Annotated in this window: 15 protein-coding genes; 4 read left to right on the forward strand and 11 right to left on the reverse strand. The window is 66.9% G+C overall.

The genetic code is table 11. From position 1 onward, the window contains the following. Nucleotides 1-40: 40 nt before the first annotated feature. The gene (locus DFLDMN_RS22145) at nt 41-577 is read left to right on the forward strand and encodes a dihydrofolate reductase family protein (protein WP_423200017.1); all 537 of its coding nucleotides are present in this window, start codon (nt 41-43) and stop codon (nt 575-577) included. A gap of 24 nt (nt 578-601) precedes the next feature. On the opposite strand, the gene DFLDMN_RS22150 is transcribed toward DFLDMN_RS22145, so the two are convergent. Next, complete coding sequence (locus DFLDMN_RS22150; RefSeq protein ID WP_423200018.1) at nt 602-2,266, reverse strand: ABC-F family ATP-binding cassette domain-containing protein; 1,665 nt, start codon at nt 2,264-2,266, stop codon at nt 602-604. Nucleotides 2,267-2,292: 26 nt separating this feature from the next. Here DFLDMN_RS22150 and DFLDMN_RS22155 point away from each other — a divergent pair, with 26 nt between their 5' ends. Then, on the forward strand, nt 2,293-3,351 hold the full coding sequence (locus tag DFLDMN_RS22155) for an NAD(P)-dependent oxidoreductase (RefSeq protein ID WP_423200019.1): 1,059 nt from the start codon (nt 2,293-2,295) through the stop codon (nt 3,349-3,351). A gap of 150 nt (nt 3,352-3,501) precedes the next feature. On the opposite strand, the gene DFLDMN_RS22160 is transcribed toward DFLDMN_RS22155, so the two are convergent. Beyond that, nucleotides 3,502-3,918 (reverse strand): CBS domain-containing protein, encoded by a 417-nt coding sequence (locus DFLDMN_RS22160; RefSeq protein WP_423200020.1) that lies wholly within the window; start codon nt 3,916-3,918, stop codon nt 3,502-3,504. Nucleotides 3,919-4,378: 460 nt separating this feature from the next. Here DFLDMN_RS22160 and DFLDMN_RS22165 point away from each other — a divergent pair, with 460 nt between their 5' ends. After that, the gene (locus tag DFLDMN_RS22165; protein WP_423200021.1) at nt 4,379-5,068 is read left to right on the forward strand and encodes a DUF2968 domain-containing protein; all 690 of its coding nucleotides are present in this window, start codon (nt 4,379-4,381) and stop codon (nt 5,066-5,068) included. Between the two features lie 69 nt (nt 5,069-5,137). On the opposite strand, the gene DFLDMN_RS22170 is transcribed toward DFLDMN_RS22165, so the two are convergent. From DFLDMN_RS22170 to DFLDMN_RS22205, 8 genes are all read right to left on the reverse strand, one after another. After that, nucleotides 5,138-5,446, reverse strand: a complete 309-nt coding sequence (locus DFLDMN_RS22170) for an RNA 2'-phosphotransferase (protein WP_423200022.1) — start codon at nt 5,444-5,446, stop codon at nt 5,138-5,140. Between the two features lie 279 nt (nt 5,447-5,725). Continuing rightward, entirely contained in the window at nt 5,726-6,625 is a 900-nt protein-coding gene (locus DFLDMN_RS22175) for a LysR family transcriptional regulator (RefSeq protein ID WP_423200023.1), read from the reverse strand. A gap of 112 nt (nt 6,626-6,737) precedes the next feature. Then, the gene (locus DFLDMN_RS22180) at nt 6,738-7,400 is read right to left on the reverse strand and encodes a glutathione S-transferase family protein (RefSeq protein WP_423200024.1); all 663 of its coding nucleotides are present in this window, start codon (nt 7,398-7,400) and stop codon (nt 6,738-6,740) included. A gap of 1 nt (nt 7,401) precedes the next feature. After that, a complete protein-coding gene (locus tag DFLDMN_RS22185) occupies nt 7,402-8,352 on the reverse strand; it encodes a Bug family tripartite tricarboxylate transporter substrate binding protein (RefSeq protein ID WP_423200025.1) in 951 nt (316 codons plus the stop codon). Nucleotides 8,353-8,423: 71 nt separating this feature from the next. Further along, the gene (locus DFLDMN_RS22190) at nt 8,424-9,380 is read right to left on the reverse strand and encodes an SMP-30/gluconolactonase/LRE family protein (protein WP_423200026.1); all 957 of its coding nucleotides are present in this window, start codon (nt 9,378-9,380) and stop codon (nt 8,424-8,426) included. A gap of 47 nt (nt 9,381-9,427) precedes the next feature. Then, nucleotides 9,428-10,243, reverse strand: a complete 816-nt coding sequence (locus DFLDMN_RS22195) for an amidohydrolase family protein (protein WP_423200027.1) — start codon at nt 10,241-10,243, stop codon at nt 9,428-9,430. A 110-nt stretch (nt 10,244-10,353) separates the two neighbouring features. Further along, complete coding sequence (locus DFLDMN_RS22200; RefSeq protein WP_423200028.1) at nt 10,354-11,346, reverse strand: Bug family tripartite tricarboxylate transporter substrate binding protein; 993 nt, start codon at nt 11,344-11,346, stop codon at nt 10,354-10,356. Beyond that, the gene (locus tag DFLDMN_RS22205; protein ID WP_423200029.1) at nt 11,337-12,140 is read right to left on the reverse strand and encodes an SDR family NAD(P)-dependent oxidoreductase; all 804 of its coding nucleotides are present in this window, start codon (nt 12,138-12,140) and stop codon (nt 11,337-11,339) included. The genes DFLDMN_RS22200 and DFLDMN_RS22205 overlap by 10 nt, the downstream gene beginning before the upstream one ends. A 249-nt stretch (nt 12,141-12,389) precedes the next feature. On the opposite strand from DFLDMN_RS22205, the gene DFLDMN_RS22210 reads away from it, so the two are divergent. Continuing rightward, nucleotides 12,390-13,274, forward strand: coding sequence for a LysR substrate-binding domain-containing protein (locus tag DFLDMN_RS22210; RefSeq protein ID WP_423200030.1), 885 nt, complete (start codon nt 12,390-12,392; stop codon nt 13,272-13,274). 142 nt (nt 13,275-13,416) lie between these two features. Here the strand turns inward: DFLDMN_RS22210 and DFLDMN_RS22215 are convergent, their stop codons facing one another. Next, nucleotides 13,417-14,244, reverse strand: coding sequence for a c-type cytochrome (locus DFLDMN_RS22215; protein WP_423200031.1), 828 nt, complete (start codon nt 14,242-14,244; stop codon nt 13,417-13,419). Between the last annotated feature and the right edge of the window lie 84 nt (nt 14,245-14,328).

The following is a 14,328-nucleotide window of genomic DNA, read 5'->3' on the forward strand; positions in this document are numbered from 1 at the left end:
GTCGGCGCGCGGTGCGGCGACAATTCACCAGGGAGAACGGATGATTACAGGACACGTCTTTATTGCCACCAGCCTGGACGGCTTTATCGCCCGTCCCGACGGAGACATTGAATGGCTTCTGGCGCGCGACGATCCTGCGGAGGATCACGGCTATACCGATTTCATCGCGGACAAAGGCGCGATCGTCATGGGCCGGGGCAGCTTTGAGAAGATCCTCACCATGGGCGACTGGCATTACACCCGGCCGGTGGTGGTGCTGTCCCGCCAGCTCGCCGGCAAGCCGGTACCGGAGCCGCTGGCGGGCAAGGTGCGTTTCTGGGACTGCACGCCAGAGGAAACCATGACCCGGCTGGCGGCCGAAGGCGTCAAGCGCGTCTATGTCGACGGCGGCCAACTGGTCCAGTCCTTTCTGCGCGAGGGATGGATCGCCGACCTGGTGATCACCACGGTGCCCGTGCTGATCGGAGCCGGTCGGCCATTGTTCGGCGCGCTGCCGGCGGATATCAGTCTGGCACTGGTGTCGAGCCGCAATTTTCCCTCGGGACTGGTGCAGTCGACTTACCGCGTGCTGCGCTGAAGCGCCCGTGAGCGCTGGCCGGCGCTACGCCGCAGCCGCTTCCTCGCGCATGCGGCGGGCTTCGTCACGCAGGAACTGCTGGTAATCGTCCAGATCGCCGTCGAAGGGTTCCACACCCCCCTTGGTGACCAGCCAGAACTCGTCGCATACCGCGCGCAGCAGCGCCCGGTCGTGACTGACCAGCATCACCGTGCCTTCGAACTCGTTGAGCGCCACGCCCAGCGCCTCACGGGTGGCCAGGTCGAGGTGGTTGGTCGGTTCATCGAGCAGCAGCAGGTTGGGGCGCTGCCACACGATCATGCACAGCACGAGCCGCGCCTTCTCTCCGCCGCTCATCGTGCTGACCTGCTGATGCACCATATCGCCGCTGAAGTTGAAGGTACCGAGGAACGTGCGAAGCGATTGTTCGGTGCCGCTCTGGCCCGGCGCGCGCATATGCGGCGGGGTGTCCCGGGCAAGACGGATCATATGTTCCATCGGTGTGTCCTGCAGGCGCAGCACGTCGAGTTCCTGCTGGGCGAAGTAGCCGATATTCAGCCCCTTGCCTTCGCTGATCTCGCCGGCAATCGGCGCCAGCGCGTGCGCCACGGTCTTCACCAGGGTGGACTTGCCTTGGCCGTTGGCGCCGAGAATGCCGATGCGCTGCCCGGCCAGCACGGAGCGGTTGATACCCCGCACGATCACCGTGGGTAGGGTGCCCGCCGGTGCGTCCTCCGGCGCCGGATAACCGAAGCTCGCGTCCAGCATCGATAACAACGGGTTCGGGACGTTGAGCGGCTCCTTGAACTCGAAGTTGAACTCCGCCTCGGCCAGCACCGGCGCAATCTTCTCCATGCGTTCGAGTGCCTTGACCCGGCTCTGCGCCTGCTTCGCCTTCGACGCCTTGGCCTTGAAGCGGTCGATAAATTTCTGCAGGTGGGCGATCTTCTCGGCCTGCCTGGCCACCGCGGCCTGCTGCAAGACGAGCTGCTCGGCGCGCATGTCTTCGAATTTGCTGTAGTTGCCGCCGTAACGCACGAGCTTGGCGTTGTCGACGTGCACCGTCACCTGCGTTACCGCATCGAGGAATTCGCGATCGTGGCTGATGACGACCAGGGTGCCCTGATAGCGCTTGAGCCATGCTTCCAGCCAGACCAAGGCATCGAGGTCCAGGTGGTTGGTCGGTTCGTCAAGCAGTAACAGGTCCGACGGACACATCAGCGCGCGCGCCAGTTGCAGCCGCATGCGCCAGCCACCGGAGAAGCTGTTGACGGGCTGACCAAGCTGCGCGGTGGTGAAGCCCAGTCCCAGGATCAGCGCCTGCGCCCGTGCCGGGGCATCGTGCGCGCCCGCATCGTGCAGGGCCATATAGGCCTCCGCCATGCGCATACCATCGTCGCTGGCCTCGGCAGCGGCAACTTCGGCCTGCGCAGCCAGCAGCACGGTGTCCCCCTCCACGACGAAATCGGTCGCGCTCTGCTCGGTCTCGGGCATTTCCTGTGCGACCTGGCCCATTCTCCACGCGGCCGGAAGCGAGAATTCGCCGCTGTCTTCGTGCAACGTGCCGTTCAGAAGGCCGAAGAAGGACGATTTTCCTGCGCCGTTGCGGCCAACAAGACCAATCTTCTCGCCAGGGTTGAAAGTGGCGGACGCGCGGTCAAGCACCACATTGACGCCACGACGCAGCGTGACATTACGAACGGAAATCATAGGGAGCAACTTCGGAGGGGATCCGCATGATAGCCGACTGGCGTGGGGGCGCGTCTCGGAGCACCGGACAAGAGCACCGCGAACAGCTTGGCGGCACCCGGCGGCGCGCGTCATCTGGAACAATAGCCGCACGCGATATCGCGCTGACGCATTCCAACTCCCGCAGGAGCTCCCGCCTCATGAAGACTTCGATCGGATTTATCGGCCTGGGCGTGATGGGCACGCCGATGGCGCTTAACCTTGTGCGCAGCGGCGTGCCGCTCACCGTCTGGAGCCGGTCCGACACCCACTACGACACGCTGCGTAGCGCAGGCGCCGCCGTCGCCGGCAGCGTGGACGCGCTGCTATCCACCTGCGAGACCGTGGTGCTGATGCTGGCCCACCAAACGGCCATCGACGAAGTGCTCGGCCGGCGTACGCCGCGGTTCGGGCGCAGGGTGTCGCAGCGGCTGATCGTGAACATGAGTACCACCGCTCCCGGCTATTCCCGATTGTTGGCCGATGAGATTCGCGCCAGCGGGGGACGTTACGTCGAGGCACCCGTGTCGGGCTCGCGCAAGCCCGCCGAGGCGGGGCAGCTGGTGGTCATGCTGGCGGGCTTGCCGCAGGACGTCGAGGCAGTCCGCGAGCTGGTGCGGCCGATGAGCCGCGAGAGTCTGGCCTGCGGCGACGTGCCGGGCGCGTTGACCATGAAGCTTGCGGTCAACCTGTTCCTGATCACCATGGTCACGGGCCTGACCGAGGCCACGCATTTTGCGGAGCGCCATGGCATCGATCTGGCGCAGTTTGCCCGGGTCTTGAATGCAGGCCCGATGTCCAGCGACGTCTCGCGGGTCAAGCTCGACAAGCTGGTCACGCAGGATTTTTCCGTGCAGGCGGCCATCACCGACGTGCTGAAAAATAGCCGCCTGGTGGCCGAGGCGGCGCGCGGTATCGGCATTGCCTCACCGCTGCTCGACGTATGTCACGCGCTCTACGGCGAAACCGAGTCGCTCGGGCACGGCGCGCTCGATATGGTGGCGGTGATCCAGGCCATCGCGCAGCGCACCGCCGAGCTTGCCCGGCAGGTGCCACCCATGCCCTGATACGCGCCGGGCCGTTCTTCACTCGCCGGTCGAGTTGACTGCGCTGATCGGCGGTACGCTGGCCGGGACGATCCTGACACGCGTGTTCCTGCCGGCGAGGTATGCCATCTGGTTCAGGATTCGCCCGGGGCATGCGTCATCGCGCGCCGGTTACGGCCGGGCCGGATCGGCGTTGGCGCTGTCGCGCTCGAGCAGGGCCCGCAGGATGTCGCGCCAGCTGACGATCCCCACTGGCTCGAAGGCTGGCGTGACGACCGGAATGCAGGAGATGTTGTGCGCGAGGAATAGCGTCATGGCATCGGCAATCGTGGCTTCCGGGCCCAGCGTCAGCGGCTGGCGCGACATGATCTGGTGCACGCGTTTGTTCAGCGTGGCGAGATCCCGGGCGTTCTCCACATTGCTACCGATAAAGGGGCTCATGGCGCGCAGCAGGTCCCGATCCGACACGACGCCGCGCAGCTTGCCATCCTCGACCACCAGCAAATGGTGGAAACCCGCCTCGTCGAAGATCTCCTTGACCGTACTCAACGTATCGTCGAACCCCACCGTGGCGAGGCGCCTGGACATGATGCTTTCTACGTTCACTGTTTGCTCCATCGGGGCGGCCTTTCGGGTGTTATAGCCGTCCCCTATATCGGCAACATTCGGCAAAACTGAATCCGGTCTTTGGCGCGGCGCGCGTGGTTGCAAGGCTGCTTCCCCGGCTGCGGTCGTCGGCTTGCCGTCGCCTCTCCGGCAACGCCCATCCGGACAAGCGCGAAAAGCCAGGCGGACCCATGCCGCCGCGCAGCGCTATCCGCTCGTGGTGGAGACTGCAGCATTTAATATCCGCTCCGAAAATCGTTCTGACAGGGAGAAATCACCAACAGCGGGGTAAGGGCGTCGGTATCCGGCATTTAGGGAAACATCGGTGGAAATCCCCCTCAAGCCTTGAGTGTTGGTAACCGTTAACACTCCGAGTCCTAGTTTGTATGTGGCTTCCACTGCGCTAAGATTGGCAATTTCCAAAATAACGGGGGGTCGGGATATGACGAAGTTCATGGGTACGCTGCGGGGCGCGTTGATCGTCGCCGCGGCCGTGCAGTGCATGGCTGCCGGGCAGGCTTTCGCGCAGAGTCAACCGGCTCAGGACGCGCCGGCTGTGGCTGTGGCTGGGGCTGCGGCGGCGGCTGCGACCGCGACGCCGGCCGTGGATGCCGCCGCCGCCGGTACCGTCCGTGACCTCCAGGCGCGCGCGCAGGCCGGTTCGATCATGGCACTGCGCAAGACCATGAACGGTAGCTACGAGGCGCAGTATCTGTTCGACCGCCAGACCGGCACCTTCTTCGTCACGCTTCTCCAGCAGCAGAATGTCTGGCGCGTGGTCAAGACCAACGACGAAACGCGCGCCACGGCAACGTATGCCGCGTTCGTGCGCCAGACCGAGCGGCTCTCCGACGTGGAAATGCTGCGCGCCCGTACGGAAACCCAGAAAACCCAGGTGGTGCAGCGTCTGATCGCCGCGCGCGAAACCGAGCGCCGGCTGGAAGCCGATCTGGAAGTCGCCCAGGAACAGGCAAAGCTGGCGGCCGAGCGCAGCCAGGATGAACGCAGCCAGGTGCAGGATCTGCAGGCCCAGCAGGAAGCGGCGCAGGCCGAACTGAAGGAAACGCTGAGCCGTATCGCCAAGCTGCAGCGGCAGGAGAAACGCAGCAGCTCGGTGGCCCGCTCGCGCTGACCCTCGGGGTTGCGGCATCGCGGGGTCGCAGGGCCGCAGGGTCGCGGGGTCGCAGGGTCGCGGGGTCGCTTAGCGGATAAACCCGGCTGGCACGCGTGCGGTCAGCCAGAATCCGTTCTCTTCCTGATAGAACTCGAAGCCCTGGTCGTACATGCGTAAGGCATGGATGGTCAGCACCACGCCCGACCCGTAGCGCTGGCCGACCACGGCGGCGGTCTGCGGGTGTTGGGCCAGGTGGACATGGGCGCGTGCGCCAGGCAGCAGGCCCTGGGTCAGGATGGCAGGCAGGAATTGCGTCGCGGTACCGTGAAACAGCATGGGCGGTGGCGTGACCGGTTGTCTGGCACGCGGCACCGCTTTGGATGGTTCAATGTTCATCGACGGTGTCTTGTCCCGTAAAGACTTGGATCGAGCATCTTAGCGTTGCGTGGCGATGTCAAAAGACAACCTAAATCAAATCCGGTTCAGGTTGCGAGCCAAATCAACGAACTGCCATACGGCTCACCGCGACCGCGGTCCACCCATCGGCGCCGCCCGTCGCTCGACGGTCCGGTCATCCGACCATCCGACCATCCGACCATCCGACCTCTGCCCTCTCTGACTCCCTGATCCATTCCTCATCACGCCACCGCGCAGCACGCCAGCGTGGCGGGCCGCTCAATTGATCGACTTGTCCGCGCGCAGCCGGTCGATGGCGAGGTCGAGGAAGGCGCGGACCTTCTGCATCGCATGGCGGCCCTCGCGGTGAATCACGTGGATGGGCTGCGGCGGCGGTTCGTAGCCGGCCAGCACCACGCGCAGCTTGCCATCCCACAGTTCGTCTGCGACCTGATAGGACAGCAGGCGCGCGAGGCCCAGCCCGCGGATCGCGGCTGCCACCGCCGAGTCGTTGGTGGTGGTGGCCAGGCGGGGACGGAAGCGTACCGCCAGCGGCTCGCCATCATGCACGAAGCGCCATTCCGGCGTGGCGGCGATACCGGTAGTCTGGATCAAGGTATGGTGGATGAGGTCGTCCGGCGTCTGCGGGGTGCCATGCGCTTCCAGGTAGGCCGGCGAAGCGCAGACCACGCGACGCACGCGGCCCACCGGCACGGCCTGCAGCGACGAACTGGGCAGCTCGCCGATACGCACCGCCACATCCACTCCTTCATCGACAAAATTGACGTTGCGGTCCAGCAGCAGGGTACTGACGTCGACTTCCGGATAGCGCTGCAGGTATTCGACCACGATCGGCATGACATAGCGCGCGCCAAACAGGACCGGCGCGGTCAGCACCAGGTGCCCGCGTGGCGCGGCATGGGTGCCGGCGGCCGACAGCTCGGCCTCCTCGATCTCGCCGAGAATGCGGCGGCAGTTCTCGAAGTACGCGGCCCCGGTATCGGTCGGGCGCACCACGCGTGTGGTGCGTGTCAGCAACCGCACGCCGAGGTGCGCTTCCAGCTCGGTGATCACGCGGCTGACCACCGACAGCGATACGTCGAGCTTGCGCGCAGCCGCGGTGAAGCCGCCGGACTCCACCACCGCGACGAAGGTTTTCATGGCTTGCAGCCGATCCACGTCCTGTGCTCCGCTGATGCGATGGCGCGAGTATATCGGGGCATGCCATGCGCGTGTCACCGGTCTGCACGCAGCGCCGGTGACACGGTCGGACCGGACCGGGTGACCCGCCTCAGGCCGGCGGTGCCGTCTCCCGCATCGACGCGCGCTGGTCGAAGGTCTCGAACCAGCGGGCCAGCGCCGGGGCCTCCTGGCGCCACGGCCGCTCGGCAAAGCGAAAGTCGAGATAGCCGAGCGCACAGGCGATGGCGATATGGCCCGGCGTCAGCGGCGCCTGCGTCAGCGCCGCGGCGTCCTGGTCGAGTCGTTTCAGCGTGGCGGCCGCCTTGGCATTCCAGGCTGCCATGATCTGCGCCGAACGCAGCGACTCGGGCCGGCGCAGTTCATTGACCCACAGCACCAGCAGGTCGGTCAGCCCATGGCCGAGCGCATGCCACTGCGCGGATTGCCGCTTGCCCGCGGCATCGGCCGGTACCAGCGTGGATGCGGGCACCGTATCGGCCAGGTAGTCGCAGATCATGGCCGAGTCGCAGAGCGTGCTGCCGTCCTCGAACACCAGCGTCGGAATCTTGTTGAGCGGATTGAGGCGCATGAGTTCGTCGTTGCAACCGGTCATGGACACCGACGTATCGATGCGGTGCACGCGGTCGGCGATGCCAAGTTCGTGCGCGGTGACCAGCACGCGCCGCACGAATGGCGAACGCGGCGACCAGAACAGATTGATGCGGCCCGGGACAGGCGTCAGCGATGTCGACGGGGGCGTCATTGGCGTCATCTCACTCTCCATGAATATGGTGTTCCTTGACCACGCGGCCCCACTTGGCGGTGTCCGCGCGAATCAGGGCGGCAAACTCGTCGGCACTGCCGGCGGCAGGCACGAGGCCGAGCTGGTCGAGGTTCTTGCGAACCTCCGGGGTCGACAGTGTACGACGCAGCGCCTCGTTGAGGCGCTGAATCACGTCCGGCGGCGTGGCCGCGGGCGCCATCAGGCCGTACCAGTTGCTGGCCTCGACATTCGGAATGCCGAGTTCCGCCAGCGTTGGCACCTCCGGCAGGAAGGGCAGGCGCCTGGGCGCCGCCACCCCGATCGGCTTGAGCCGCTTGCTGGCGACAAACGTCATCAGGCCCGAGGCGTCCCCGAAGAAGCCATCGACCTGGCCCCCGATGGTATCGGTAATGGCCGGCGCCGCGCCCTTGTAGGCCACGTGCAGGAAGTTGACATGGGTGGCGGCCTTGAACAGCTCGATGGTCACGTGCGGCATGCTGCCGACGCCCGACGACGCCAGGCTGGGCGGACTGGCGGCCGACCGTGCCTGCCTGACGAAGGCGGCTGCATCGTTGGCCGGCGAGTCGGGCCTGACCACCAGCACCTCGGGCGTATGCACCACCAGCGAGATTGGCGCGAGGTCCTTCTGCGGGTGGTAGGGCAGGCTCGCATAGAGCGACGGATTGATGGCGATGGCGCCGGCGCTGGTCAGGAACAGGACGGAGCCGTCCGGCGGCGACTTGGCCACCAGGCTGGCCGCGATGGCGCCATTGGCGCCGGGGCGGTTGTCGATGACCACGGTCTGCTTGAGTTCGGTCTCGAGCTGGCGCGAGATGACGCGCGCCAGCGAGTCGGCCGGGCCGCCGGCGGGAAAGGCCACGACCAGACGGGTGATGGGCGCGGCCGGGGCAAGCGCGCTGAATGTCAGGCACAGCGCGGGAAGCAGGTAGCGAGCGTACAAGAGAGGTCTCCGAAGTCTGACAGGGGGGCGCGGGCTCGGCGGGCTTTGGGTCGGGGGGCCGTGGCGCCGGCTTAGCCGCCGGGGGCACCCTGCGTATTGACGTATAGCGAATAGATCGAGGTGCAGGACGCCATGAACAGGCGGTTGCGATGGCGCCCGCCAAAGCAGAGATTGGCGCAGCGCTCGGGCAGCGAGATATGGCCGATGGCTTCGCCGTGCGGCGAGAACACCCGCACGCCGTCCAGTTCCGGCGCGCCCATGCCCCAGCCGCACCACAGGTTGCCGTCCACATCCACGCGGAAGCCATCGGGCGTGCCCGGGCCAGCATCGATCAGGACGCGCGAGTCCAGCACGCGCGTGCCCGCGGCATCGAGCTGCAGCGCACGAATGCGGCGCGGGTGCGCGCGCGACTCGATCACGTACAGCGTGCGTTGGTCCGGCGAGAAGGCGAGCCCGTTGGGCCCCTTGATGTCCTCGGCGACGACGGTGGCCACGCCGGTGTCGGGATCGAGCCGGTAGACCCGCTCGGGCAGTTCCGGCTCGGCGCGCTCGCCCTGGTAATAGCCGGCGATGCCGAACGGCGGATCGGTGAACCAGATCGAGCCGTCGGCATGCACCACCACATCGTTGGGCGAGTTGAGGCGCTTGCCGTCGAAGCGGTCGATCAGCACGGTGATGCTGCCGTCGTATTCCGTACGCGTGACGCGGCGGCCGCCATGCTCGCAGGTGATCAGCCGGCCCTGGCGGTCGCGCGTATTGCCGTTGGCGTGATTGGACGGGCCGCGAAAGACGCTGACCGCGCCTGTCGCTTCTTCCCATTTCAGCATGCGGTCGTTGGGGATATCGCTCCAGAGCAGATAGCGGCCGTCGCCGAACCATACCGGGCCTTCCGCCCAGCGCGAGCCCGTGGCGATGCGCTCGACCGCGGCCAGCGCAAGGCGGTACTGTTCGAACGCGGGTTGCAGTACCTGCACCGCCGGGTCCGGATAGCGGACCATCGGCATCCGCGTGCTGTCATTGATTTCCATCGGGGGCTCCTTGAGCGGCCGGCATCTGCCGGGGGTGTGGCCGGGCATCAGCCATACAGGCGGGTCGGGTTGTGGCTCAGCACCGCGGCGGCGAGCTCGGCGTCGTCGCAGACCATGCGGATCCACGCCAGCAGGTCGGCTTCGTCCGGGCGCGGATAGGCGATGTTGGGATGCGGCCAGTCGGTACCCCAGATGGCGCGGTCGGGCGCCCGTGCGAGCAGCCGCCGCGCGACCGGCACGGCGGCGGCGAACGGTGTCAGGCCATCGGTAATGCGGTCCGGCCCGGAGACCTTGATCCAGACGTGCGGCGCGGCCAGAAAGGCTTCGAGCGCATGAAACAGCGGGTAGTCGATGCCGTCGGAAGCCTGCACGCGTGCCATATGGTCGATGACCAGCGGCACGCCGGCCGGCACCAGATGATGCAGCGCGCTCACCACGTCGGCGAGCTTGCCGTGCACAAGCGCGTGCCAGCCGTACGGCCGGATGCGGTCGAGAATCGCCAGCATGCGCGCGGGATCGGCCGGGCCGCCGAGGTGGGACATCAGGCCCAGGCGGATGCCGCGGATGCCGCGCGCATGCATGTCCGCGAGCGTGGTCTCGGCGATCTCGGGTTCGATGACGGCCACGCCGCGATATCTGCCACCGGTGCTGTCGAGCGCGGCGAGCACGGCGCCGTGATCATGGCCATAGCATGCGCCCTGGACCAGCACGCCGTGCGTGATGCCGAGCCTGGCGTGCAAGGCGAGCAGCGCCGGGAACGGTGCCTCCGGCGGCGTATAGATCGGGGCGGGCGGCAGCGGATGCGCGCTGTACGGGCCGAAGATATGGGTATGACAATCCCAGAGAGCGGTAGGGGTGTCCATGTCGGTTGCGGTCGAAGTTGTTGCCGTCGCTGTAGTGGGGCTGTAGTGGCGCTGTAGTGGCGGTGTCGCTGCGTGGTGGTCGCGTCGCGGGCGCGCGGCGGGCGGCCGGTTCAGTCCGAGCGTGCGCCGGTTTCCTTGACCACGCGTGTCCAGCGCGCATATTCGGTGCGGATCAGCGTGCCATAGGCGTCCGCCGTGCCGCCGGTGGCTTCGGCACCCTGCGCGCGCAAGGCGGCCAGCGTGTCGGCATCCTTCAGCACCGCGGCGATCTCATGATTGAGACGCGTAACGATTGGCGCCGGCAGTCCGCGCGGACCGACGATGCCCTGCCACGTCCCCGAATCAAAGCCGGGCGCGATGGTTTCGGACAACGTCGGCGTTCCCGGCAGCACGGAGACGCGCCGCCCGGTGGTGGCCGCGATGGCGCGCAGCTTGCCGCTCTGGATAAACGGCAGCACGGCGTTGAGGCTGCCGGACATCATGAAGTCGAGCCGGCCGGACAGCAGGTCCGGCACCGCGGCCGCGTTGCCCTTGTACGGAATGTGGTTGAACTGCGTGGCGGTGCGATTGGCAAACAGCACGCTGGTCAGATGATCGATGGTGCCGTTGCCGGACGAGCCAAAGCTCAGTTGTCCGGGTTTGCGCCGGAGCAGATCGAGAAACTCCTGCGGCGTCCTGACCGGCAGCGACGCATTGACGATCACGACCAGCGGTACCGTGGCCACGTAGGCCACCGGCGTAAAGATTTCGCCGGGATTGAGATCGGGCTTACGGAATAGCGCGGGCGAGATCGCGATCGACGAGCTGTTGTACAGCAGCGTGTAGCCGTCCGCGGCCGACTTGGCCACCATGTCGGCGGCGATATTGCCGCCGGCGCCCGGGCGGTTCTCAATGACGACCTGCTGGCCGAGGCGGTCGCCGAGCTTGCGCGCGATCACACGCGCGATGATGTCGGTTGGCCCGCCCGGCGAAAATGCCACCACCATGCGGATCGGCCTGGTCGGCCAGGCCTGGGCGGGTTCCTGGCCGTGGGCGGGGCCGGCGAGGGCGGCGGCCGCCCACGCGACTGGTGCCAGCAGCAGGGCACGCCGGTTCAGTCGCATCGCACGCTCATGCCGCCATCGACCATGATCTCCGTGCCGGTGATGAAGCGCGCTTCGTCGGAGGCCAGGAACAGGGCGGCATTGGCCGTATCGCGGCCATCGCCCATAAAGCCGAGCGGGATGCGGGCCTGGCGCTGGGCAAGCAGCGCGTCCACGTCGCCGCCGGCGCGCTGGCCCGCGAGGCGGACCTCGACCATCGGCGTATGCATCTGGCCCGGCACCACGGTATTGACGCGAATATTCTTCTTGGCGTATTCCACGGCGGTCACGCGCGAGAACTGGATCACGCCGGCCTTGGCCGAGGCGTAGCCGACCTGGGCGGAACCGGTCCAGCGGATGCCCGAGGTCGAGGCCGTGTTGACGATGGCGCCGCCGCCCTGCGCGGCCATATGCGGCAGCACGTACTTGCAGGTCAGGAATACGCTCTTGAGGTTGAAGTCGAGCTGCGCATCCCATTTTTCCTCGCTCAGCTCCACCGCACCGCCCTTGGCGGAGCCGCCGACATTGTTGACGAGGATATCGACGCGGCCGAAGCGCGCGATGCACGCGGCGACCATCGCGGCCACGCTGTCGGCATCGGTCACGTCGCAGGTGTACGGCTCGACCTCGCCATCGACGGCGCGGGCCCGCTCGAGCGTTTCTTCCATGGCGGCGGCGCTGATGTCGACCGCGAACACCTTGGCGCCGGCTTCGGCAAAACGTACCACCGCGGCGCGGCCATTGCCCCAGCCGGGGCCGACGCAACCGGCGCCGGTAATGATCGCGACCTTACCTTCGAGTCTCTTCGACGACATGAATGGATTTCCTCTGGATTGGCGAAACAGGATGCGCGGCCGGCCGTGGCGGCCGGGCGCGGGAATCTGGTGTGGTCTCCGTTTTTTATAGGTTCGGGAGCAGGGCTCCCGATGCGCCGCAACATATGGGGTGCGGGGCGAATGCATGCATTGTGCGGAGGGGCGCTTGGCAACGTCCAATATATTTTTTGGAACAGACTCATTCCAAACTAGAATGACTGCGCTGTTGCTCACGCTCCCCCGACTTCCATGGAAATTCGAGACCTGCGCATGTTCCTGGCTCTTGCCGAGGAACTCCATTTCGGCCGCGCCGCGGCCCGGCTGCGCATTTCGCAGCCGCCGCTGACCAAGCATATCCAGCAACTCGAAGAACGCCTCGGCGTGATGCTGTTCGACCGCAACAAGCGCAGTGTGCGGCTGACGCCGGCGGGCGCCGCGCTGGTGCAGGAGGCGCGCCGCATCCTCAACCAGGCGGAAGTGGCCATGCAGGTGGTGCAGCGAGCGGAGCAGGGCGAGACCGGCACGCTACGCGTCGGCTTTGTGGCGGCCGTGATCTATATCGGCATCGAGAAGCTGCTGGCCCGGCTCGACCGCGCGCTGGCCGGCGTGGAAACCGTGTGGGAAGAGATGGGCTCGTCCGAGCAGGTGGATGCGCTGCGGCGCGACCGCATCGACCTCGGGTTTGCGCAGGTGCCGATGGGGGTGGGGGAAATGGCGGCGCACCTGGTGGCCAAGATCCCGCTCGTGGCCGCGCTGCCGGCCAGCCATCCGCTCGCGGACAAGGCCCGTATCGATCTCGCGGCGCTGGCGGCCGAGCCGTTTATCGTGATTCCGCGCGAGAGCGCCCCGGGATATTTCGACCTGACCGTATCGACGTGCCTGCAGGCGGGCTTCAGCCCGAACCTGCGCCACTATGCGCGGCACCTGCTCTCGGTGATCAGCCTGGTGGCGCTGGGGCGCGGCATCGCGCTGGTGCCGCGCACGCTGGGCCGTGCGGCGGTGCCCGGCGTGGTGCTCAAGCCGTTGTCGGGGGCGCCGGCGAACGCGCAATACTCGGTGATCTGGCATCCGGACAACCCGTCGCCGGTACTGGCCCGCGCGCTGACACTGCTGGGCGCGCGCACCGCGGCCTGACCCTGATGGGAACCCGACCCCCATGTGGGCGTGATCCCTTATGTGGGCCCGACCCCTTATGTGGGCCCGACCCCTTATGTGGGCCCGACCCCTTATGTGGGTCCGATCCCTTATGTGGGCCCGATCCCTACGACGCTGTCCCTTACTTGCGCTTCGACGCCATATACGACAGGTAGGCGATGGCCGCATCGAGGTCGGCATCGCTCAGGCTGGATGGCGGGAAAGGCGGCATCTTCATGTCGGGCCAGGCGCGGATCGAGCGCGGATCGCGGATGAACTGCCGCAGCGCCCACGGCTGGAAATATTCGGTCGGCCCATGCGGCATGTTGAGATCCGGGGCCAGCGTCGCGTCCCCCGCGCCATTGAGCCTGTGGCAAGCCATGCATTGCGTGGACACGACCGTCTGACCACGACGCAGTGCCGAATCGGCCGGCACTTCGCTGCCCACCTCGATCTGCGGCCACTTGCCCGCGCGCGTGGGCACCGCGCGCATGGCGGCAATCTGATAGGGCCATTGCTCGCTGCGCACACCGGACGCTTCCGGATGCAGCCAGACCAGGTAGAACGGCCCCGCCACCTCGCCGCTGGCCGTACGCGGCCAAGGCCGGTCGCCCGGCTCGATCGCGAGCCACGCCTGCGCGCCCGTGCCAGCGGCGGGCAGCACCAGCGACTTCGGCAAGTTGGTCACGAAGCCATCGCTGGCCACGATCTGCAGGTCCTCGTCATCGCCCAGCCGGGCCATGCCCGGCAGGTCGCGCAGCGGTACCGCCCGATACGTCATGGCGCGCCGGTAAGACACGTCGCCGGGTACCTCGATACGCTTCGCATCCGGTCGTGCCAGCAGCTGCCCGGTCGTCAGCGTGGTCTTGCCGCCAACCTCAAGCTGGAGCTCGGCGGCGGCGGCGAGTTGCATCGCCAGCGCGCCGGCAAGCGCGAGCAGAAGGCCAGACAGGCGAGCGAGAGTAGACATATCGTCGAGCCGCGAACGGCCTTGTGCTTCGGAAGCGGCCGATTCTGCGTCAAGCTGCCCACGCAGGCAAGCACCCGGGTGGGC

The organism is Cupriavidus sp. H19C3, from assembly GCF_049393815.1.
Classification (GTDB): domain Bacteria; phylum Pseudomonadota; class Gammaproteobacteria; order Burkholderiales; family Burkholderiaceae; genus Cupriavidus.